Origin of the sequence: Mesorhizobium sp. WSM3224 (genome assembly GCF_000427725.1) — a bacterium.
GTDB lineage: Bacteria > Pseudomonadota > Alphaproteobacteria > Rhizobiales > Rhizobiaceae > Mesorhizobium.
In genome coordinates, this window is the sequence record NZ_ATYO01000004.1 from 285,040 (window position 1) to 307,007 (window position 21,968).

The 21,968-nt window shown below is 64.5% G+C and carries 23 protein-coding genes; 4 read left to right on the top strand and 19 right to left on the bottom strand.

From position 1 onward, the window contains the following. Window positions 1-9 precede the first annotated feature (9 nt). The 4 genes from YU3_RS0110195 to YU3_RS0110210 all read right to left on the bottom strand — a co-directional run bounded on the left by YU3_RS0110195 (window position 10) and on the right by YU3_RS0110210 (window position 4,316). The gene (locus YU3_RS0110195; protein WP_027166137.1) at window positions 10-774 is read right to left on the bottom strand and encodes an SDR family oxidoreductase; all 765 of its coding nucleotides are present in this window, start codon (window positions 772-774) and stop codon (window positions 10-12) included. Then, window positions 771-1,721, bottom strand: coding sequence for an L-arabinose ABC transporter permease AraH (gene araH / locus YU3_RS0110200; protein WP_027166138.1), 951 nt, complete (start codon window positions 1,719-1,721; stop codon window positions 771-773). Before araH ends, YU3_RS0110195 begins: the two co-directional genes overlap by 4 nt. Before the next feature lie 9 nt (window positions 1,722-1,730). Continuing rightward, a complete protein-coding gene (gene araG / locus YU3_RS0110205; protein ID WP_027166139.1) occupies window positions 1,731-3,242 on the bottom strand; it encodes an L-arabinose ABC transporter ATP-binding protein AraG in 1,512 nt (503 codons plus the stop codon). An 81-nt stretch (window positions 3,243-3,323) separates the two neighbouring features. After that, complete coding sequence (locus YU3_RS0110210) at window positions 3,324-4,316, bottom strand: arabinose ABC transporter substrate-binding protein (RefSeq protein WP_027166140.1); 993 nt, start codon at window positions 4,314-4,316, stop codon at window positions 3,324-3,326. Between the two features lie 271 nt (window positions 4,317-4,587). On the opposite strand from YU3_RS0110210, the gene YU3_RS0110215 reads away from it, so the two are divergent. Together YU3_RS0110215 and dgoD are read left to right on the top strand one after the other, a co-directional pair. After that, a complete protein-coding gene (locus tag YU3_RS0110215; RefSeq protein WP_084508034.1) occupies window positions 4,588-5,277 on the top strand; it encodes a FadR/GntR family transcriptional regulator in 690 nt (229 codons plus the stop codon). Window positions 5,278-5,291: 14 nt separating this feature from the next. Then, window positions 5,292-6,440: a galactonate dehydratase gene (gene dgoD, locus YU3_RS0110220; RefSeq protein ID WP_027166142.1), complete on the top strand. Its 1,149-nt coding sequence runs from the start codon at window positions 5,292-5,294 to the stop codon at window positions 6,438-6,440. Between the two features lie 47 nt (window positions 6,441-6,487). On the opposite strand, the gene YU3_RS0110225 is transcribed toward dgoD, so the two are convergent. The 11 genes from YU3_RS0110225 to YU3_RS0110275 form a co-directional block, all read right to left on the bottom strand. Further along, the gene (locus YU3_RS0110225; RefSeq protein WP_027166143.1) at window positions 6,488-7,147 is read right to left on the bottom strand and encodes a DUF2161 family putative PD-(D/E)XK-type phosphodiesterase; all 660 of its coding nucleotides are present in this window, start codon (window positions 7,145-7,147) and stop codon (window positions 6,488-6,490) included. Window positions 7,148-7,221: 74 nt separating this feature from the next. Further along, window positions 7,222-8,499 (bottom strand): L-fuconate dehydratase, encoded by a 1,278-nt coding sequence (locus tag YU3_RS0110230; RefSeq protein ID WP_027166144.1) that lies wholly within the window; start codon window positions 8,497-8,499, stop codon window positions 7,222-7,224. Window positions 8,500-8,553: 54 nt separating this feature from the next. Next, a complete protein-coding gene (locus YU3_RS0110235; protein WP_027166145.1) occupies window positions 8,554-9,285 on the bottom strand; it encodes an SDR family oxidoreductase in 732 nt (243 codons plus the stop codon). Between the two features lie 17 nt (window positions 9,286-9,302). After that, window positions 9,303-9,749, bottom strand: coding sequence for a MaoC/PaaZ C-terminal domain-containing protein (locus tag YU3_RS0110240; RefSeq protein ID WP_027166146.1), 447 nt, complete (start codon window positions 9,747-9,749; stop codon window positions 9,303-9,305). Between the two features lie 8 nt (window positions 9,750-9,757). After that, on the bottom strand, window positions 9,758-10,831 hold the full coding sequence (locus YU3_RS0110245; protein ID WP_027166147.1) for a Gfo/Idh/MocA family oxidoreductase: 1,074 nt from the start codon (window positions 10,829-10,831) through the stop codon (window positions 9,758-9,760). Next, window positions 10,824-11,153, bottom strand: a complete 330-nt coding sequence (locus tag YU3_RS0110250; RefSeq protein ID WP_027166148.1) for an L-rhamnose mutarotase — start codon at window positions 11,151-11,153, stop codon at window positions 10,824-10,826. Before YU3_RS0110250 ends, YU3_RS0110245 begins: the two co-directional genes overlap by 8 nt. 10 nt (window positions 11,154-11,163) lie before the next feature. Then, the gene (locus tag YU3_RS0110255; RefSeq protein WP_027166149.1) at window positions 11,164-12,276 is read right to left on the bottom strand and encodes a mandelate racemase/muconate lactonizing enzyme family protein; all 1,113 of its coding nucleotides are present in this window, start codon (window positions 12,274-12,276) and stop codon (window positions 11,164-11,166) included. 1 nt (window position 12,277) lies between these two features. Next, complete coding sequence (gene ugpC / locus YU3_RS0110260) at window positions 12,278-13,375, bottom strand: sn-glycerol-3-phosphate ABC transporter ATP-binding protein UgpC (RefSeq protein ID WP_027166150.1); 1,098 nt, start codon at window positions 13,373-13,375, stop codon at window positions 12,278-12,280. 5 nt (window positions 13,376-13,380) lie between these two features. Next, window positions 13,381-14,247, bottom strand: a complete 867-nt coding sequence (locus YU3_RS0110265) for a carbohydrate ABC transporter permease (RefSeq protein ID WP_027166151.1) — start codon at window positions 14,245-14,247, stop codon at window positions 13,381-13,383. A 2-nt stretch (window positions 14,248-14,249) separates the two neighbouring features. Continuing rightward, complete coding sequence (locus YU3_RS0110270) at window positions 14,250-15,146, bottom strand: sugar ABC transporter permease (protein ID WP_027166152.1); 897 nt, start codon at window positions 15,144-15,146, stop codon at window positions 14,250-14,252. A 149-nt stretch (window positions 15,147-15,295) separates the two neighbouring features. Then, a complete protein-coding gene (locus tag YU3_RS0110275) occupies window positions 15,296-16,612 on the bottom strand; it encodes a sugar ABC transporter substrate-binding protein (protein WP_027166153.1) in 1,317 nt (438 codons plus the stop codon). 165 nt (window positions 16,613-16,777) lie between these two features. Between YU3_RS0110275 and YU3_RS0110280 the strand changes: the two genes are divergently transcribed. After that, on the top strand, window positions 16,778-17,566 hold the full coding sequence (locus YU3_RS0110280) for an IclR family transcriptional regulator (RefSeq protein ID WP_036258227.1): 789 nt from the start codon (window positions 16,778-16,780) through the stop codon (window positions 17,564-17,566). A gap of 168 nt (window positions 17,567-17,734) precedes the next feature. Further along, window positions 17,735-18,574: an amidohydrolase gene (locus tag YU3_RS0110285; protein WP_027166155.1), complete on the top strand. Its 840-nt coding sequence runs from the start codon at window positions 17,735-17,737 to the stop codon at window positions 18,572-18,574. 9 nt (window positions 18,575-18,583) lie between these two features. Here the strand turns inward: YU3_RS0110285 and YU3_RS0110290 are convergent, their stop codons facing one another. The 4 genes from YU3_RS0110290 to YU3_RS0110305 are packed head-to-tail and all read right to left on the bottom strand — an operon-like array spanning window position 18,584 to window position 21,960. Next, window positions 18,584-19,549: an ABC transporter permease gene (locus tag YU3_RS0110290; RefSeq protein WP_027166156.1), complete on the bottom strand. Its 966-nt coding sequence runs from the start codon at window positions 19,547-19,549 to the stop codon at window positions 18,584-18,586. Between the two features lie 5 nt (window positions 19,550-19,554). Next, window positions 19,555-20,496 (bottom strand): ABC transporter permease, encoded by a 942-nt coding sequence (locus YU3_RS0110295; protein WP_027166157.1) that lies wholly within the window; start codon window positions 20,494-20,496, stop codon window positions 19,555-19,557. Next, window positions 20,493-21,230: an ATP-binding cassette domain-containing protein gene (locus YU3_RS0110300; RefSeq protein WP_027166158.1), complete on the bottom strand. Its 738-nt coding sequence runs from the start codon at window positions 21,228-21,230 to the stop codon at window positions 20,493-20,495. Before YU3_RS0110300 ends, YU3_RS0110295 begins: the two co-directional genes overlap by 4 nt. Beyond that, the gene (locus YU3_RS0110305; RefSeq protein ID WP_027166159.1) at window positions 21,223-21,960 is read right to left on the bottom strand and encodes an ATP-binding cassette domain-containing protein; all 738 of its coding nucleotides are present in this window, start codon (window positions 21,958-21,960) and stop codon (window positions 21,223-21,225) included. Before YU3_RS0110305 ends, YU3_RS0110300 begins: the two co-directional genes overlap by 8 nt. Between the last annotated feature and the right edge of the window lie 8 nt (window positions 21,961-21,968).

Genomic DNA, 21,968 nt, shown 5'->3' on the forward strand with positions numbered 1-21,968 from the left:
TGGCTTGTTTCAGGGGTGGTGAAGCACGCTCAGGCCACCATCCGCGACGAGGCAGGCGGCGTTGATGAAGGGGCATTCGTCCGAGACGAGAAAGACCGCGGCCATGGCGATCTCCTCAGGCGTCGCGATCCGTCCGCCCGGATGCAGCGCCAGCGTCTTGGCGCGCGCGGCCTCCGGATCGTCGAAACCGTTCCAGTAGTCGATGACTTTCTGCGTGGCGACGTAGCCGGGCGCCAGTGCGTTCACGCGGATGTTGCTGCCGGCATATTCGATGGCCAGCGACCGGGTCAGGCCAAGCAGGGCGTGCTTGGCGACGGGATAGGGAAAAGTGTGCGGGATGATGGTGAAGGCGTGCGTGGAGGCGATGTTGAGGATCACGCCGCCGCCCTGCCCGATCATGCCGGGCAGCGCCGCCCTGGCGCAGTGCCAGGCGCCTTTGACGTTGACGTCGAGATTGCGCGTCCAGTCATCCTCGGTGGTTTCGAGCGGTGTCGAAAAGACGTTGGTGCCGGCATTGTTGATGACGGTGTTGATCGGGCCGATGGCCTTCGCTGCCGAGGCCATTGCGGCATCGATTGCTTTGGCGTCAGCGATGTCGGCCGCAGCATGAGCGACCTTGCCCAAACGTGCGGCACTTTCGGCGAGCAGGCTCGCGTCGCGGTCGACCAGGAACAGCTCGGCCTTCTCGCGCAGGCACGCCTCGGCGATCGCGTAGCCGATGCCTTGCGCCGCGCCGGTCAGGAAGATGCGTTTACCGGAAAGCCGTGCCATCAGCGCCTCCCCAAGGCGGAGGAACGCAGATTGTCGAGCAGGACGGCCAGAAGCAGGATCACGCCCCTGACGATGTACTGGTAGAAGGCCGGGATGTTGAGCAGGTTCATCGCGTTCTCGGCGATGCCCATGATCAGCACGCCGACGATGACGCCCGACATGGTGGCCCTGCCGCCGGCAAGCGAGACGCCGCCGAGCACACAGGCCGAGATCACCGACAGCTCGAGCCCGACCGCGGCGTTGGGCTGGCCCGAGGTGATGCGCGATGCAAGCAGGATGCCGGCGATGCCGCAGACCACGCCCTGCAGCGTGAATATCCAGATGCGCGTCCTGTCGACATTGACGCCGGCAAGGCGCGAGGCCTCCGGATTGCCGCCGATGGCCAGCGTGTTCTTGCCGAAGACGGTGCTGTTGAGCACGAAGCCGAAAATGCCGAACAGCACGGCCAGCACCCAGATTGGCGTCGGTATGCCGAGCAGCTTCGACAGAGCGAGCTGGTAGAAATCGGGGCTGTTGATGCCGACGGCGCGGCCGTCCGACGAGATCAGCGCCATGCCGCGCACGATCTGCATGGTGGCCAAGGTGGTGATCAAGGCATTGATGCGGAATTTGGCGATGACGACGCCATTGACCCAGCCGACGACGGCGCCGCAGGCGATTGCCGCGACGAGGCCGAGCAGGATCGAGCCTGTGGTGTTCGACGCCATCACCGCGACCATGCCGGCAAAGGCGACGATGGAGCCGACCGACAGGTCGAAGTCACGCGCCGCGAGGCAGAACATCATGGTGCAGGCGACGATGCCGACAGTGACCACGGACTGCAGCAGGCCAAGCATGTTGCGGTCGGTGAGGAAGTTCGGCACCAGGAGCGACACCAGCGCGAAGGCGACGATGAAGATGACGACGAGGCCCTGTTCTCCGAGCAGTACCTTCTTCAACCGGTCGGTCATTGCAAATCCTCAGGATGCGATCGCGTCGGGGGTTTTCTTGTCGGGCAGCGCGGCGGCCAGGATCGCCCTTTCGGCAAACTGCTCGCGCGCGAGCTCCGCGCTGATGCGTCCGCCGCACATCACCAGGATGCGGTCGCAGATGCCCATCACTTCCGGCAGCTCGGAGGAGACGACGACGATCGCCATGCCGTCCTCGGCGAGTTGGTAGAGCAACTCGTAGATCTCCGACTTGGCGCCGACATCGATGCCGCGCGTCGGTTCGTCGACGATCAGCACGCGTATGCCCTGTTCCGACAGCCAGCGGCCAAGGATGACCTTCTGCTGGTTGCCGCCAGAGAGATTGACGATGTCCTGCCTGCGCGATGGCGTGCGCACCTTGAGCTTCTTGATGAAGGTCTCGGCGGTCGCGATCTCGCTGGCGCGGTTCAGGATGCCGAAGCGCGTGTGATGGCGCCTGGACGAGATGTTGATGTTCTCCTCGATCGAGCGGCCCTGGATGATGCCGTCGTGCTTGCGGTCTTCCGAGCACAGCACGATGCCTGCCCTGATCGCGTCATGCGGGCTGGCGGCGGCAACCGTCTTGCCGTCGACGGCAATCGTGCCGCCCGAGCGTGGATCCGCGCCAAAGACGAGCCGCATCAGCTCCGAGCGTCCGGCGCCGATCAAGCCGAACAAGCCGACGATCTCGCCGGCGCGTGCTTCGAAACTCGCCGGCGTCCGCAGCCTGGCGCCGCTCAGATTGTCGACTTTCAGCCGGACATCTCCGGCCTTTCGCGGGCGAAAACCCCAGATGTCGGAAATCTCGCGGCCGACCATTTCGGCCACGACCTGATCGCGCGTCACATCCTTCAGCGATGTGTGATGAGCGGCGAGCTTGCCGTCGCGCAGCACCGTCAGGCTGTCGCAGAGCCTGAACACCTCGTCGAGGCGGTGCGAGACATAGATGATGACCTTGCCTTCGCCGCGCAGCCGGTCGATCAGCTTAAACAGGATCTCGCTTTCGCGCGAGGACAGCGACGAGGTCGGCTCGTCGAGCGCGATGACACGGGCGTCGAGCATCACGGCCTTGGCGATCTCGACCATCTGCCGCTCGCCGATCGACAGCGTCTTCACCTTGCGGCGCATGTCGATGTCGATGCCGGCCGATTTCAGCTTGGCGCCGACATCGTCGAGCATCCGGCGGCGCGCAATGATGCCGGCGCTGGCCGGGAAACGCCCGAGGCTGAGATTCTCGGCGACGGTCAGCTCGGGAACGAGCTGCAATTCCTGGTGGATGACGATGACGCCGTTGTCGAAAGCGTCCCTGGTCGAGGCATAGGCCTGGACCTTGCCGTCGATGCTTATTTCGCCGGCATCGGCATGCTGGTCGCCGGACAGGATCTTGATCAAGGTGGATTTGCCGGCGCCGTTCTCGCCCATCAGCCCATGCACGGCGCCCTTTTCGACGCCGAACGACACATCCGACAGGGCTTTGACGCCTGGATAGGTCTTGGTGATGTTGGAGAATTCGAGAAAGGACACGCTTCGATCCTTCTGCGCTACCCTTGCCGGATCGTATCAAACAGGCGGCGACAAGGCCGCCGCCTGTTTGTACAAGGAAGGCTATTCGATGCCGAGGTCCTTGCGGACCTTCTGATAGTCGTCGCGCTTGGCCAGCGCACCAGCGGTCAGCGTCAGCTTCGCTGGTTCCTTGTTGTTGGCGATCCAGTCATACATGTTGAGCGCCGTCTCGTAGCCGTGCCGCTTGGGCGAGATGATGACCGTGCCGACGAAGCCGGTCGCCGCCGGCTTCTTGAACTCGTTGATCGCTGATTCCGCGCCGCCGATGCCGACGCCGATCATGCCGTCGCCCGGAATGCCGACGCTCTCGGAAGCGCGCACGGCGCCCAGCACCGCCTCGTCGTTGAGGCCGAAGGCGATCCACTTCTTGATGTCGGCATGGGCGTTGAGCACCACCGTCGCGGCGTTGAGCGCGGCCTCCGTGTCGGTCTTGGCCTGCGGGGCGTCGAAGATGTTCTCCGCCTTGAAGCCGTTGGCCTTCAGCACCGAAATCGCGCCCTCGACGCGGTCGACGGCGGTCGGCAACTGGTCGTAGGAGACGCGGATCGCGCCGACCTCGTCCGCCTTCCAGCCGCGCGCCTTCATCTCGTCGACGATGGCCTGTCCCACGGCTTCGCCGATCTTGGTGGCGGAGATGCCCATATGCGGCACGTCTTCCAACGGCTTGCCGTCGGCGCCGACGAGGCGGTCGTCCACCGTCATCAGCTTCAGATTGTTGGCGGCGGCCTTGGCGACGATGCCAGGGCCGAGCTTCACATCCGGCGTGCAGACGACGAAGCCTTGCGCTCCTTGAGCGCCCAGATTGTCGATCGCCGACATCAGCTTCTCGCCGTCCTCGGCGCCGATCTTGACCAGGGTGAAACCCTTTTCCTTGGCAGCCTGGTCGGCGAACTTCCATTCGTCCTGGAACCACGGCTCCTCGGGCTGCTTGACGATGAAGCCGATCTTGGTGTCCTGCGCATAGGCGGACGCAATCGTGGTGACCGACAAGACGGCGAGAGCACCCGCGACGAGCGCGGTTTTCAAAAGTCGCATGATTACCTCCCAGCAAACGGCCGGGCGCTCGGCCCGGATTGGGAGTGTGTAGTCAATTTTATCATACCCGTCAATTGATCTGGTATGATAAATGAGATAGATAGTCTGACAAGTAGTCGCTGGCGCAAATCACTCGCATCCGCTAAGGCCGGACCAATTGCGCGCAAACCAAAGGGTTCGCTGCCTTGGAGGAGGGGCTGAGGTGACCGAAACACCGAAGAAGGCTGACGAAGAGGCCGAACCGCGCGAGACCGCGCGTCGTCCACGCGTCATGCCCGACGTGACCAAGGCTTTAGCCTCCGACATTTTCTCCGGCCGCTACCCGGCCGGGTCGTCGCTGCCGACCGAGAACGATCTCGGCATCGAATATGGCGTCAGCCGCACCGTCATCCGCGAGGCCCTGAAGGTGCTGGCGGCCAAGGGGCTGGTGCTGTCCAGGCCGCGCGTCGGCACGGTCGTGTGCGACCAGGACAACTGGAACATCATCGACGCACAGGTGCTCGCCTGGCATGCGCCGCATGCGCTGGACGACAAGCTGTTCGACGCGATCCTCGAGACCCGCCGCGCCATCGAGCCGCTTGTCGCGGAGCTCGCGGCGACGCGGGCGACGATGCAGGAGATCGCCGACCTCGAGATGGCGTGGCAAGGCATGGCCGGCGCCGGCGAGGACCTGACGCGGTTCTCGCGCTCCGACATCGCCTTCCACCAGATCGTCTATGGCGCAAGCCATAACCCGATCTTTCGCCAGATCGGCAAGCTGATCGACACGGCGCTGTTGTTTTCGCTGGAAGCCACCGCGACGATCTCGCCCGTCAGGCGCATGGAAGCGGCGGCGGCGCATGGCGACCTCGTCGAGGCGCTGCGCATGCGCGATGCGGTCGCCGCGCGCAACGCGGCGAACAAGATACTCGATCTCGCGGCGCGCGACCTGACCAGCGCCAAGAAACTGAAAAACAACTGAGACCGGCCGGCCGCATGAAGATCACCGCTCTGACCACCTATATCGTTCCGCCACGCTGGCTCTTCCTCAAGATCGAGACCGATGCCGGCATCAGCGGGTGGGGCGAGCCCGTCGTCGAAGGCCGGGCGCTGACGGTCGAGGCGGCGGTCAAGGAATTGGCCGACTATCTGATCGGCAAGGATCCGCGCTTGATCGAGGATCATTGGACGGTCATGTATCGCGGCGGCTTCTACCGCGGCGGGCCGATCCTGATGAGCGCCATCGCCGGTATCGATCAGGCGCTGTGGGACATCAAGGGCAAGGCGCTCGGCGTGCCGGTGCATGAACTGCTTGGCGGCAAGCTGCGCGACACCATCAAGGTCTATTCCTGGATCGGCGGCGACCGGCCGGCGGAGGTTGCGGCGGGCGCCAGGGACATGGTCGCGCGCGGCTTCCTGGCGCTCAAGATGAACGGCACGGAGGAACTGCAGATCGTCGACAGCCACGACAGGATCGATGCAGCGGTGGAACGCGTCGCCATGGTGCGCGAGGCGGTTGGTCCCAATATCGGCATCGCCGTCGATTTCCACGGCCGCGTGCACCGGCCTATGGCGCGCATCCTGGTCAAGGAACTGGAGCCATACCGGCTGATGTTCATCGAGGAGCCGGTGCTGAGCGAAAACCGCGAAGCGCTGAAGGAGATAGCCGCGCTCGGCTCGACGCCGATCGCGCTGGGCGAGCGGCTCTACAGCCGCTGGGACTTCAAGTCGGTGTTCGAGGAGGCGGTCGTCGACATCATCCAACCGGACCTGTCGCATGCCGGCGGCATCACGGAATGCCGCAAGATCGCGGCGATGGCGGAAGCGTATGACGTGGCGGTCGCCCCACATTGCCCGCTCGGCCCGATCGCGCTTGCCGCATGCCTGCAGCTCGACGCGGTGAGCTACAATTGCTTCATCCAGGAGCAAAGCCTCGGCATCCATTACAATGCCGCCAACGACCTTCTGGACTATGCCGCCAACAAGGACGTGTTCCGCTATCATGAAGGCTATGTCGCGATCCCGGACGGGCCCGGACTGGGGGTCGAGATCGACGAGGATTACGTCAAGGAACGCGCAAAGGAAGGCCATCGCTGGCGCAACCCGGTATGGCGCCATAAGGACGGCTCACTCGCCGAGTGGTAAGCCGGGCGCCGAGTGGTAAGCCGGCGAAGCTTTCGATCCGCGATAAGTTACAACGCCGCCGGCAAAGGTCCGATCGCCGCAAGGCCGGTTTCGGTCAGCGCGTAGACGCCGCGCTCGGCCCTGGCGAACCAGCCATAGTAATTGTGCAGAAGGATGCTCGCCGCGCGCGGCGAAAGCGCCTTGAGGTCGCGCGGCCGCTTCGGCCCGTCGGCCATCGCGGCGGCGCAGGCAAGCGCCTCCTGCCGGTAGGCGGTCATGATCGGCTTCCTCCGCGTGCTGCCGCCGATGGACGGATCGCCCTTGCGACGGTGATGCTCCTCGACCAGGCGTGAGCGCCGCCGCGGATCGCGGCGCGGCGGCAAGGCGGCCGGACTGAGGATCAGCTCCACCTCACCCTTGCCATCGACGCCGAGCAGGCCGAAACCGAGGCGGCGGCAGAGTGCGCGGAAGCGGCGGTCGTGCTCGCGGCCCTTGCCGCGCGCCGACTGCCGAGCCGCCAGCCAGACCTCGTCGCAGACGGCGGCACGGTCGACACCCTGGAGAACGAGCTCGAGGTTGAATTGCAGCTTGAGTTCGCAGATGACGACGACATTCGGCTCGCCGGCGCGCACGCCGACCACGTCGCAGCCGCCGATCTCGCCCTTGACGGCGAAATCCATGCTCTCGAGAAACCGCTTCACCGGCTCGTAGAGGGATGTTTCCTGCATGCGGAAGGCATAACCGATTCGGTGCGGTCCGGCACAGCGCACCGCGGCACGGTTGCCGCCGCGGTCACCGGGTATCAGCCGCGATGCAGATAGTCCTCGATCGACTGAGCCTTCATCTCGATCGAGAAGCCGGGTGCATGGGGCGGCATGTAGGCGGCGTCGCGGATCACGCAGGGTTCGAGGAAGTGCTCGTGCAGATGGTCGACATATTCGATGACGCGACCGTCCTTGCTGCCTGACACGGCGACATAGTCGATCATCGACAAATGCTGGACATATTCGCACAAGCCGACGCCGCCGGCATGCGGCCAGACCGGCAGGCCGAATTTGGCGGCGATCAGAAGCACCGCCAGCACTTCGTTGAGACCGCCCATGCGGCAGGAATCGATCTGCACGACATCGATCGCGCCGCCGGCGATGAACTGCTTGAACATGATGCGGTTCTGGCACATCTCGCCGGTCGCGACCTTGATCGGCGCCACGGCCTTGCGGATCTTCGAATGGCCGGCGACATCGTCCGGACTTGTCGGCTCCTCGATGAAGAACGGCTTGGCGAAGGCAAGGTCCTTCAGCCAGTCGATCGCCTGGTCGACCTCCCAGACCTGGTTGGCGTCGATCATCAAATATCTGTCCGGGCCGATCACCTCGCGGGCGATCCGCAGGCGGCGGATATCGTCGGCGCGGTCGCGGCCGACCTTCAGCTTGATGTGGTTGAACCCATCGTCGACCGCTTCCTGGCAAAGGCGCCGCAGCTTGTCGTCGGGGTAGCCGAGCCAGCCGGCCGAGGTGGTGTAGCAGGCATAGCCTTCGCGCTCGAGCGTGGCGATGCGACCGGCCTTGCCGGCTTCGGCCTTTTTCAGGATATCGAGAGCCTCGGCCGGCGTGATCGCGTCGGTGAGGTAGCGGAAGTCGACGATGCGCACGATCTCTTCCGGGCTCATCTCGGCGACGAGGCGCCAGACCGGCTTGCCGGCCTCCTTGGCCCATAGGTCCCAGACCGCGTTGACCACCGCGCCGACCGCAAGGTGCATGGCGCCCTTGTCGGGACCGATCCAGCGCAACTGGCTGTCGCCGGTCACGTGATGCCAGAAGCGGCCGGGATCCTCTTTCACCCAGTCGAGATCGAGCCCGACGACCAGATGGCGCAGCGCCTCGATCGCAGCGCAGCAGATTTCGTTGCCGCGGCCGATGGTGAAGGTGAGGCCGTGCCCTTTCAGCGACGGAACATCGGTGTCGAGGACGACATAAGCGGCCGAATAATCCGGGTCCGGATTCATCGCGTCCGAACCGTCGAGGCTTTGCGACGTCGGAAAGCGCAGGTCGAAGGTTCTGAGGTTTGTGATCCTGGTCATATCTGCCTCGTAACTGGATTGCCGCCGACACTCAACCCGGCCGCTGAAACGGTTTCAGATCGACCAGCCGCCGTCGATATTATAGGCCTGTCCGGTCGTGTAGGTGGCGCCGGCCAGATAGATCGCAAGATCGGCGATCTCCTCCGGCGTGCCGAGCCTGCCCATCGGCTGGCGAGCGATAAAGGCGGCGCGCGCTGCGTCATAGTCACCCTGCGCCTGCATGCGGCCCTGCAGCGAAGGGCTCTCGACGGTGCCCGGGCAGATGGCGTTGCAGCGGATGCCTTTGGCGACATAATCGGCGGCGATCGATTTGGTCAGGCCGATCACGGCAGCCTTGGTCACGCCATAGGCGAAACGGTTCGGCACGCCCTTCGGGGCGCCGGCGACTGAGGACATGTTGATGATCGAACCATCGCCACGCTCCAGCATGCCCGGCAGCACGGCGCGGATGGCGCGGATCATGGCGCGTACATTGAGGTTGAAGGCGAAGTCGAGGTCTTCGTCCTTCATCTCCAGGATCGAGCCGGAATGGACGAAGCCGGCGCAGTTGAACAGCACATCGACGCGGCCGATCTCGGCGAAAGCGGCCTTCACCGCGTCGTCGTTCAGTACGTCGAGCTTGCGCGTCTTGATGCCGGGCGTCTTGCCAAGTTCGGCCAGGGCCGCCTCATTGATGTCGGTGGCGTGGACGATAGCGCCGGCTTTTGCGAAAGCCAGCGCGCTTGCCCGGCCTATGCCTTGCGCGGCCGCCGTGACGATCGCGACCTTACCTGTCAGATCAGCCATGTTCCTGTCTCCGTCTGTCAGCCGAGCCGACGCTCGACGATGTAGATGTGATCCGCCGCCAGCACGACCTCGTCGCGCTGATTCAAAACCTCGACGCGTTCGATGACGCGACCCGAAGTGGGGCGCTTCGGGTCATCCTCCTTGGCCGCGATGGTGGTGCGCGTGCGGATCGTGTCGCCGATGAAAACCGGCTTGATGAAGCGCAGCCGGTCATAGCCGTAGGAGAAGGCGACGGGATTGATCACGCTTGCGGTCAGGCCGACGCCGACCGAGAAGACCAGCGTGCCATGGGCGATGCGCTGGCCGAAGGGCGTCGTCTTCATGAACTCGGCATCCATGTGATGCGGAAAGAAATCCCCGGTGTGGCCAGCGTGGACGACGAAGTCGGTCTCGGTGATCGTGCGGCCGCTTGTGAGGCGTGACGAACCGATCTCGTAGTCTTCGAAATAGGTGGTCTGTTCCATGTCCTGTCTTACGGCTTCGCGGCGAGCGGCGTCGCCGGCGCGGCGCTCGATTTATAGGCGGCTTCAACCAACGCCATGGTGTGCCAGGCATCCTCGACGGAGCTGACAAGCTCGGCGTCCTCGCCGGAAGCGAAGCGCTGGATATTGGCCATGCGGCCGACAAAGGCGTCGGGGAACCATTCGCCGGCGAGCGGCACGCTGACCCAATCCGACCCGCCCCTGGGATGGATTTCCAATATGTCCGGCTCGCCGCGCGGATAGTCGAGATTGAGGCCGAGCTTGACATAGGCCGCGCCCTCGGCGCCGCAGATGCGGAACTCGCAGGCCTGGTGGCGGCGGCCGAATTTGTGGTCGTGGTTGATCGAGAGCGCGCAGCGCACCGTATCGCCGTAATCGAGGATGGCGCTGGTGCGGGTCTGGGCGACCTTGTGATTGGGATGGCCAAGCGTCTTGGCATGCACGCCCAGCGGATTGCCGAGAAGCTGGCGGATCAGGTCGAGATAATGGATCGAGTGCATGGCGATCTCGACACGCGGCGCCTTGAGCAGGAATTCCCAGAGCTGCCACGGCGTATCGAGCGCCAGAAGCGCGTCGAAATCCACCACCTCGCCCAGCCAGCCCTTGGCGATGGCGTCCTTCAGCGCCAGCATCATCGGCGCGAAGCGAAGCTGGAAGTTGACCGCCGCCCTCAGGTTCTTGGCACGGCAGATTTCGAGGATTTCCGTGGCCTCGCCGAGATAGTTGCCCATCGGCTTCTGGATCAGCGCCACCGCGCCGTCGGGCAGGGCCTTCAACACCTCGGCATGCCGCCCCGGAGGCGTCGCCAGATCAAAGATCGCGTCTTTCACCATCGCCGCCTCATCGACCGAACGGAACGCGATCACGCCCCATTTGTCGGCGAGCTTCTGCGCCTTGGCCTGATCCGGATCATAGAGGCCGGAAATCGGGAAGCCGGCCTTGCGGTAGGCGGGGAAATGCGCGTCGCCGACGATCGAGCCGGCGCCGAAGGTGACGATCGGGCGCGGCTTCGAGGGTTTTGGCCAGGACTGCGCCAGCGATACCGGATCGAAGGCATCAGTCATGATGGAAGACCTCGTCCATCGTCGCCCACCATTCGCCTTCCTTGCGGGTCTCCAGCGGCTCCTGGCAGGGCATGCAGACCGCCCACCATTCCTGGGTCTTCGGGTCGGCGGCCATCCTGGCCATGTCGGCGGCGTAGTCGGCGCCGTGGTACTCGAAATAGGAGAACAAGAGGTTCTCCGGCCGCTTCAGGTAGATCGAATAGTTCTTGATGTTGCAGGCCGAGATCATGGCGAGAACGTCCGGCCAGACGGCGGCGTGCAGGCGAACGTATTCCTCCACCTTCTCGGGCTTCAGGCCAAGCACCATTCCCATGCGCTGCATATCCGCCTCCCTATTTCACGATCGCCGTGGTGAACTCGGCGATGCTCCTTGCCTTGACCGCGTCCCAGTCCCAGTCGATACCGATGCCGGGCTCGCTGGGCGCCAGCGCATGGCCATTCTCGATGCGCATCTTGTCGCCCGTCAACTCGTCGAGCTGCGGAATATACTCGACATATTTGCCGTTCTGGATGGCGCAGACCAGACTGACATGCAGCTCCATCAGGAAATGCGGACAGACCGGCATGTTAAAGGCTTCCGCCGCGTGGGCAACCTTAAGCCAGGGCGTGATGCCGCCGATGCGGCCGACATCGACCTGGACGATGTTGCAGCCGCCCTTCTGCATGTACTCGCGAAAATGCCTTATCGAATAGAGCGATTCGCCGACCGCGATAGGTGTCGCGGTCGATTTCGACAGCCGCACATGGCCGTCGATATCGTCGGCCGGCAGCGGCTCCTCGATCCAGGCAAGATCGAGCTCGCGCAGCCGCTCGGCGCGGCGGATCGCCTCGTCGACGGAAAAGCCCTGGTTGCAGTCGGTCATGATCTCGTAGCCGTCGCCGACCGCCTTGCGCACGGCCGACAGCCGCGCGACGTCCTGCGAGCCATGCGGCTTGCCGATCTTGACCTTCGAACCGGTAAACCCCTTCGCCTTCGCGGCAAGCGCGTCCTCGACCAGTGCGGCCGTCTCGATATGCAGCCAGCCGCCTTCGGTGGTGTAGAGCGGGCAGCGGTCCTTGGCGCCGCCGGCTAGCTTCCACAGCGGCAGGCTCTGCTTCCTGGCGCGCAGATCCCAAAGTGCTGTGTCGATCGCGGCCAGCGCGATCGCGGTGATGGCGCCGATGGTGGTGGCATGCGTGGCGAATTCGAGGTCGTGCCAGATCGCCTCGATCTGGTCGACGTCACGGCCGATCAGGCGCGGCGCAAGGTGGTCGGCCAGAAGCCGCATCACCGAGGAGCCGCCGGTGCCGATCGTATAGCTGTAGCCGGTGCCCGACGCGCCGTCGGAATCGGTGATGGTGACGATCGGTGTTTCCTGGCTGACGAAGCTCTGGATCGCGTCCGTGCGCTTGACCTTCGGCACGAGGTCGACCATGCGCAGCTCGACTTTCTCGATTTTTGCCATGTCAGATCCTCAGCGACTTGCCGGTTTCGGCAGAGAACAGGTGCGCGCGGCTCAGATCGAAGCTCATGCCGATCCTGTCGCCGGCCTTCAGCGGCTTCGGATTGAGCATGCGCGACACCCAGTCGGTGCCGTTGAACTCGGCGAAGACCAGCGTTTCGTTGCCGAGCGGCTCGGTGATGCTGACCGGCAGCTCGGCGCGGTGGACTTCGGTTTCACCGCCGGAACTCAGGCCGTGGCCGGTGGGGTAGAAATCATCAGGGCGGATGCCGAACACGACCTTGTCGCCGGCCGATGTCTTCGACTTGAACTGGCCAGGCAGAGGCAGGCTGTCGCCACCGCTGAAGACAAGCTTGCCGTCGCTCACCGTCGCCTCGTGCAAATTCATCGGCGGCGAGCCGATGAAGCCGGCGACGAAGTGGGTCGCGGGGCGGCTGAACACCTCGTCCGGGGTGCCGACCTGCTCGATATAACCCGACCGCATGATGACAATGCGGTCGGCAAGCGTCATCGCCTCGACCTGGTCGTGGGTGACGTAGATGACCGTCGACTTCACCTTGGCGTGCAATTTCTTGATTTCGGTGCGCATCTGCGTGCGCAGCTTGGCGTCGAGATTCGACAGCGGCTCGTCAAACAGGAAGACATCCGGATCGCGCACGATGGCGCGGCCCATGGCGACGCGCTGGCGCTGACCGCCGGAAAGCTGCGAGGGACGGCGCTCGAGCAGTTCGTCGAGGCCAAGGATGGCGGAGGCCTCGGCGACGCGCCTGTCCATGTCGTCCTTGGCGGCGCCGGCGATCTTGAGCGAGAAGCCGAGGTTCTCGCGCACGCTCATGTGCGGGTAAAGCGCGTAGGACTGGAACACCATCGAGATGTTGCGCGAGCGCGGCGGCAGGTCGTTGACCATGCGGCCACCGATGTCGATCGTGCCGCCGCTGATATCCTCGAGACCCGCGATCATGCGCAAAGTCGTCGACTTGCCGCAGCCGGAGGGACCGACCAGCGCGATGAACTCGCGGTCGGCGATCTCGAGATCGATGCCGTGCACGATCTCCATATTGCCGTAGCGCTTGGCGAGCTTTTTCAGCGAAACCGTAGCCATGGAAATCAACCTTTCACCGCGCCGGAGGTCAGGCCGCCGACGAGGTGTTTCTGAACGATATAGGTGAGGGTCAGCGCCGGGATGATCATCACCACGGCCAGCGCGCACATGCCGCGCCAGTCGATGGTGAATTCGGCCGTGTAGTCGAGCAGCCCGACGGGCAGCGTCTTGGAATTGACGGAACGGGTAAGCTGCGAGGCCAGCGCGAACTCGTTCCAGCAGGTGAGGAAGGCGAAGATCGCGGCCGATGCGATGCCCGGACGCGCCAGCGGGAATTCGACCTGCCAGAACGCCTGCCAGCGCGTGCAGCCGTCGATCTGCGCGGCTTCGGCGAGGTCCTTCGGCACCTGCCGGAAGAAGCCGTCGATCAGCCAGATCGTGAACGGCACGTTGAGCGCGACATAAGCGAGGATCATGCCGATATGGGTGTCGATGATGCCCAGCCGGACATAGAGGAAGAACAACGGCAGCGAGAGCGCGATGCCGGGCACGGTGCGTGTCAGCATCAGGCCGAGGAACATGCCAGACTTGCCGCGGAACCGGTAGCGCGCGAAGGCATAGCCGCCGGCCATGCCGATGGCCACCGCGATCACTGTCGAGGTGACCGAGATGATCAGCGAGTTGCGGAAATAGTCCAGCACCGGGATGCCGCCCTTGCCGATGCCGCTGAACATGGCGACATAGGCGTCGAGGGACAGCTCTTGCGGGATCCAGACCGGCGGCTTGGCCATGATCTCGACCGTGGGCCTGAGCGACGACAGCACGATCCAGATGCCCGGCAGGCAGATGACGAGCATCGCGAGGAACAGGCCGACGCGGTGCGCGACGGTCAGCGCGCGGCGCGTGAGGCGGGCGGAGGCGTTCTCGTCCATCTTCACCACTCCGCGCCGATCTGCGCGCGCGCCGCAGCGAGCTTGTTGTAGAAATAGACGGTGAAGGCGATCGATAGCAGGATAGAGAAATAGGCCATGGCGTTGGCCATGCCCATGCGCGCATCGCTGTAGGCGGTGCGCCCGACCAGCGTCCACAACAGCTCCGTGCGGCCGGCGGGTCCGCCATCGGTCATGATCTTGACGATGTCATAGGCGCGAGCCACGTCGAGCGAGCGGATCGTCATGGCGATATAGGCGAAAGGCATGACGAACGGCCAGGTCACATAGCGGAAGGTCTGCCAGGGCGTGCAGCCGTCGACGCGCGCCGCCTCGATCGGCTCCTTGGGCATGGCGAGAAGCCCGGCCAGGATGAGGATGGCGAAGATCGAGGTCGACGACCAGATCTCGGCGATCGAGATGGCGATGAAGGCAAGACGGCCTTCGATCAGCCACGGGATGGCGTCCTGCGTAAGCCCTAGCGACTGCAACGCGTTGTTCACCAGGCCGATATTGTCATTGAACATGAACTTGAACTGGAAGCCGACCAGGATCGGCGAGAACATCATCGGGAACATCATCAGCGTGCGCAGGATGCGTTGCCCGCGCGTCGCCTTCTCAACCAGCATGGCCAGGCCGAGGCCAAGCAGCATCTCGAGGTTGAGCGCGATGGTGAGCAACAGAACGGTGCGGCCAAAGGCCCACCAGAAATCCGCATTGGACAGGATCGAGAGGTAGTTGCGGAAGCCGACGAAGACGAAGAACGTCTCGGGCCGCGTCAGGCGAAACGGCGTGAAGCTGGAATAGAGCGACAGGATCAACGGCAGCACCACGACCGCCGCCAGCACGATGATGGCCGGGAGCAACAACAGGAACGGCGCGGATGGCTTGAAGCCCTTCATCGGGATCCTGTGAGGTTTTGCATTCGACTTCGGGCGACTTCGGACCGCTCACCGGCAAGGCCCGGTCTGTACGGACGGCTCTGCCCATAGCGGCAAGACGCTGTCGCCTCCCCCATTCGCGATGGGGGAGGCAGCGTTGGCAGCAATGTCTAGAGCTTGCCGGCGTCCTGGAGGATCTGCGTCGCCTTGGCGGCGGCCTCATCCAGGGCCTGCTTGGAGGTCTTGTCGCCAAGGATCGCCGCCTGCAGTTCGGGATAGACGGCGTTAGAGATCTCGATCCACTCAGGCGTCTGCGGCACGGCGAAGGCGTGCCTGGCTTCCTCCTGGAAGGCGGCCAGAACCTCCTTCTTGTAAGGATCGTTTTCGGCCTGCTTCAGGTCCCAGTCCCAAACCGCGGTGCGGGTCGGCAGCGGGCCGGCGGCGGCTTCCAGCTTCTGGCTGTCCTCATTGGTCAGCCACCACACCAGGGATGCGGCTGCTTCCTTGTTGGCGCAGTTCTCGGTCACCGAGAAGCCGTGGAAGCCTGACCAGCCGGTGCGCTTGCCGGAAGAACCCTTGGGCGCAACCTTGACGCCGACATTGCCGGCGACCTTCGACGACTTCGGGTCGTTGAAGAAGCCGGCCCAGCCCGGCCAGTCGAGGTTGATCGCCACGGTGCCCGAGGCGAAGCCCTGGCCGAGATCGTCCCAGAGATAGTTGGTGGTGCCGGCCGGCACGGCCTTGGCCTTGTAGAGATTGACGAACCAGTCGAGCGCGCGGATGCCGGCCTCGGAGTTGAAGGCGGGCTTGCCGTCCTTGTCGAGATATTCGCCGCCCTCGGCGACCACCATCTCGTAGAAGCGGCCGTTGATCGCCTCTTCCTTGCCGGCGAACTGCGTGCCGTAGAAATTGGGTGGGTTGGCGAAGAACTCGGCCTGGTCGGTGACTTCCTTCCAGGTGTCGGGCGGAGCCAAGTCATAGCCGTATTTGGCCTTGAACTTGGTCTTGTTGTCGGCGTTCTCGTAGAGGCTCTTCTGGTAGTAGAGCGCCGAGACGTCGAACTGCGCGCGCGGCAGCATCTCGAGCTTGCCGTCGATAGTCGCGGCCGTGATCGTCGACGGCACGAAGGCGTCGATCTCTTCCTTCGGCAGCAGCTTGCTGAGGTCGGTGTAAAGGCCGGTATATTGCGGCGCGAAGGACGAATGGTTCCAGCCGACGCACCAGTTGGTGCTGCCCGAGGCGATGTCGGACTTCAGCTCCTTGTCGATGTCGAAGCCGTTCTTCTTGGTCAGGATGTTGACCTTGGCGCCGGTCGCCTTCTCCCATTTGGGGATGCGCTCGTAGAGCTTTTCATATTGCTGGCCGCCGATCAGCTTCACGTCGATCGTCACACCCGGAAATTTGCCGGGCAAATCGGCTGAAAAGGCCGTGCCGCCGAGCAGCAGGCCGGCCAGGCCGGTGGAAATGCCTAGAAGCAATCTCGTCATGTTCTCCTCCCATGAGCTCGCGGCGACGGCCGGCCGAGTGCGCAGCCGATCGCTCAAGCTTCATTCATATGCAAATAGCATTTTCATTCCCGGGTCAAGCCGATTATGCTTCCCGTGGAGAGAAGTTCATGCATATATGCAGATCGAAATTCACTGGAGGGGCGGGTGGCAGAGGAAGAAGACGGGGACCGCTACCGCGCGCCGGCGCTCGACAAAGGCCTGGATATCCTTGAGCTGTTGTCGGGCGTGGACGGCGGGCTGACGCAGGCCGAGATCGCCAAGCGGCTCGACCGCAGCCCGAACGAGTTCTACCGGATGCTCGACCGCCTGGTGCGGCGCGGCTATGTCACCAAGATCGACGGCGACCGCTATTCGCTCACGCTCAAGCTTTTCGGCCTCGCGCAATTGCACGCGCCGGTGCGGCGGCTGGTGTCCTACGCAACGCCGATCATGCGCGACTTGGCCGAGACCTCATGGCAGGCCAACCAATTGGTGGTGTTCGATCGCGGCGCCGCCGTGGTTATCGCGCAGCAGGAAGCGCCGCGCTACTGGGGTATCTCGATCCGCGTCGGGTCGCATATCAGCCTTTTCGATACCGGTTCCGGCCATGTGCTGCTTGCCTTCCGCTCGCCCGAAGAGCGCAAGATGATGATCGCCGAGCATGTGCAGAGCACGGAACAGTTCAACCTGACACCGGAGTTCTTCGCCCGCCTCGACCAGGTGCGCGACCGTGGCTACGAGATGATGGCCTCGCTGCAGACCGCCGGCGTCTACAATCTGTCGACGCCGGTGCTGGGGCCGGATGGCAGAGCCATCGCCGCGCTGACCATCCCCTACATCACCCTTGTCAACGCGCCAACGGCGCCCGACATCACGCTGACGATTCGGCATCTGCAAGGCGCCGCCGCCAGGCTCTCGCAACTGGCAGGGTCCGACGTGCCGCAATCGTCGTAATTTCTTATTTGAATAATGGATTTTTCGGCGAGATAGTGCCTTAGAGCGGGATGAAGCCAAAGCAGCCGGTCATCCCGCTCTAAGGCTTTGTTTTTTGGAGTATGATCTTATCCGAAAAGTCTGCAACTTTTCGGGATCATTCTCGAGGACCAAGGAGGATACGCCGCCGTGATCATCGACACGCATCTGCATCTCATCGACCAGAGCGCGCTTCGCTATCCGTGGCTGGCCGGCGTGCCGGCGCTGAACCGCGATTTCGCCTATGGCGAATACGCCACCGACGCGCGGCGCTGCGGCATCGATGGCGTGCTGCACATGGAGGTCGATGTCGACCCCGCCGACATCGCCGCCGAGACCGCCCATGTGAAGTCGGTTGCCGGTCGGGCTGGGAGCCTGCTTCGCGGAGCGATCGCGTCCTGCCGGCCGGAAGAGGCCGGTTTCGAGCCCTATTTGGAGACGGCCAAGGCAGACCCGTTCGTCAAAGGCTTCCGCCGCGTGTTGCATGTCGTGCCCGACGATCTTTCGGAAGGGGCGCTGTTCCGTCAGAACATCAAGCGGCTGGCCGGCACCGGCCTGACATTCGACCTTGTGGTGCTGCCGCATCAAATCCCGAAGGCGATGGCGCTTGCCGACCTCGCGCCCGACGTCCAGTTCGTCCTCGACCATTGCGGCGTGCCCGATATCAAGGGCAATGCGGAACATCCGTGGCGAGAGCATATGGAAGCGATCGCAAAGCGGCCGAACGTCGTCGGCAAGATCTCCGGCGTCGTCGCCTATGCCGACCCGGCGACCTGGACGGCCGATACGCTCAAGCCCTATGTCGAGCACACGATCCGGTGCTTCGGCTGGGACCGGGTGATCTGGGGCAGCGACTGGCCGGTCTGCACGCTGGGCGGCGGGCTGACGACCTGGATTGCCGCGACGCATGCGCTGCTTGCCGGCGCAAGCGACTCAGAGCGAACGCGCCTGCTCTCCAGCAATGCGCGCCGGCTGTGGCGGCTTGGATAGTCACTCGATCTAGATCGTCGTGCGAACGTGGCGCTCGCGCCCGTACACCGAAACCAGCAGCAGGATGACCAAGCCGAGCGCGGCCTGCACCGTCGACGGCCGGAAGCCGAGGCCGATCAGCAGCGTGTTGACTTCGGTGAGCACAAGAACCCCGGCAATGGTGCCGAGATAGTTGCCGCGCCCGCCGACCAGTGCCGCGCCGCCGACCACGACGGCGGCAATTGTCTGGAACAGATAGGGCTGGCCGACATCGCCATAGGCCGAGCCGGTGAAGCCGAGAAGCAGCACGCCGGCCATCGCCGCGAAGAAGGCGCTCGCCGCATAGGTGACCACCCACATCCGCAACGGATCGATAAGCGCCAGCGGCGCTGCCTCCGGGTTGCTGCCGACCGCGTAGAGCCGGCGGCCATAGGGCGTGCGGGCGAGCACCAGCACGATCAGCACCGTCAACACCCCGAGGCATGGCACCAGCAAGGGCACGGGCAAGGGGCCGACCGAGCCCCCGATCGAGACGAAGGTTGACACCGCCTCGGGCGCCGATCCGGACGGGAAGCCGCCGGTCCACAACAACACGGCGCCCTGGACAATCATGCCGATGCCGAGCGTGACGATGAGTGGATGGATATTCAGTCCGCGCGAGATCAGCCCGTTCAGGGCGCCGATCGCGACGGCAAGGATACCGACGAGAACACAGACCAAGGCAAAGTTCCACCCCTGGCCATAAAGCTGCGCCGCCACGACATTGGCAAAGCCGATGACGAAGGGAATGGAAAGATCGATGCCGCCGAGGATGACGACCAGCGTCTGGCCGATGGAGGCCACTGCCAGCAGCGAGGCGATGACCAGCAGCGCGCGGATGGCGAAAGGCGCCGAATAGCCGGGAATGAGCAGCGTGCCGACGATCTGAAGCAGCAGCGCCATCAGGAAGGCGCCGGCGATGCGGGCGTTGGTGGACTGGAACCAGTTGCGCGTCATCCCGGTCAACCTTTCCGCCTCGCCAACCGCTCCTGCAACGCCGTCAGCACGACGGCGACGACGAGGATCAGGCCGTAGGCGATCTGCAGCACATAGGTGGAGACGTTGAAGGTGGTGAGCAGGCTCTGCAGCAGGAAGATGTCGATGGCGCCGATCGCAGCGCCGCCAAGCCCGCCACGTCCACCCGCGAGGCTGACGCCGCCGAGCGCCACGGCGGCGATCGCAATCAGCGTATAGGTCGGGCCGATGTTCGGATCGGCCGAGCCGATCAGCGAGGTGAGCATCAGTCCGGCAGCGGCGGCGAAGGTCCCGGTCAGGACGTAGGCGGCAAGCCGCACCTTGGTCACCGGCACGCCGGCTGTGTAGGCGGCGCGGTCGTCGCTGCCGACCGCCATCAGCAGGTCGTAGTAGGGCGTCCGGCGGATCAGGAGCCAGCATAGGCCGATCAGCGCCAGCGGCACGATCGAGAGCGGCCCGGCCATGGCCTTCAGCCAATCCGGCGCCGGACCGATCGGCGCCGGCAGGATGGTGAGCGTGATGCCGGTCAGGATGAGATAGGTGCCGAGCGTCGCCACGATCGGCTGGATACGGACGATTGTGGCCAGCACGCCGTTGGCGGCGCCCACCGCCGCGCCGACCAGCAGCGCGGCCGGAACGATGATCAGCGGCGACGAGATGCCGAGATTGAGGAACAGCACCTGGATGACCAGAGCGTTGACGAAGCCCATTAGCGGGCCGACGGAGATGTCGATGCCGCCGCGTCCAGCGAGGATGACCGGCGCCGAGGCGACGGCCGCGCCGATCAGGGGTGCGGCCAGACCGAGCAGCGTGCCCCAGGACGAAGGCTGGAAGCGCGCCGGATTGAGCGCGACGTCGAGCACGAGCAGGATGACGAGCATCACCACGGCAAAGCCGACGCCACGGAACTTGCGAAGGACCGGGCTCATACGGCGCGCCCGAACATGGCGGCAATCACCGTGTCGGTGGTCATCTCCGCGCCTGCGAACTCGGCCGACACGCGCTGCTCGCGGAACACCAGCACGCGATGGCAGAGAAGCAGGATCTCCTCGATCTCACTGGACAGGATCACCAGGGCCATGCCCTCGGCGGCGAGGCCGCGAAAGACATCGTAGAGGACATGGCGGGTCGCCACGTCGACGCCGCGCGTCGGGTCGTTGAGCAGAAGGAAGTCCGGCTCGAGCGCCAGGGCCCGCGCGAGCAGCACCTTCTGCTGGTTGCCGCCCGACAGCGTGGTTATCGCCGCATCGGGACGCGGCGCGACAATGCCGAGCTTCTGCCTGTAGGCCTCGTAGCGCTGGCGCCGGGCGGCAAAGCTGAGCAGACCTAAACGGCGATCATTCGACACGGTGGAGATGGCGAAATTGTCGAGCACCGATTGGGTCGGAAAAATGCCGGTCGAACGGCGGTCGCGCGGCAAATAGGCGATGCCCTTGGCGACAGCTTTGCGGAAGCTGGTGATCGATCCCGGCTTGCCGTCGACCGCGACCTCGCCACCTACCGGCGACTCGAGCCCCGCCAGCGCGCGCAGGAAGCGTTCCTGGCCATGACCGTCGAGCCCGGCAAGACCGACAATCTCGCCCGGCGCGATCGTCAGGCCGATCGGATCGACCCCGGGAGCGATGACAAGCTCGCGGACATGAAGAGCGTTTGCGTCAGCCATGCGCCAGCTCCGCGGCGGTTAGCGGCGCCATGGCCGCCAGAAGCTCGGCGGGCGTCGACACGCCACGCTCCTCGGTCTTCACCACACGGCCGGCGCGCAGGATGGATATGCGGTCCGACAACGCCATCACCTCGTCCATGCGGTGGGTAATGAACAGGACCAGCGTGCCCGCCCCGGCCATGGCGCGCATCAGCGCGAAGACCGATTCGCGATCGGCGAAATCAAGCGCCGCCGTCACCTCGTCGAGGATCAGGACACGCGCATTGCGGATTACGGCGCGCGCCAGCACGACAAGCTGGCGCGCGGCAAGCGGCAGCTCGCCGCATGGCCGGTCAAGATCGATCGGCGTCACCGCGAAGCGGCTGAGCGCCGCCTGCGCCCGGGCGCGCCGCTCGCCGCGCGGCACGCCTCGCCACCAAAACCCGTCAAGACCGAGCAGGATGTTGTCGGTCACCGAACGGTCGGGCGCGACCAGCACCTCCTGGAAAACGGTAGCGAAGCCGGCAGCCTGGAAGGCGGCGGGCTCAATGCCGGAAAACGCCTTGCCGTCGAGCAGGATGGCACCGCCATCAGGCTGGACGATGCCGGACAAGAGCTTCACCAGTGTGCTCTTGCCCGAGCCGTTCTCGCCGAGGATCGTATGGATCGTGCCTGGCCGGAAGGCGATGGACGCCTCGGCGAGCGCGATGGTTTCGCCATAGCGTTTGGAGACGCGTTGGACTTCCAGCATGTGTCTTT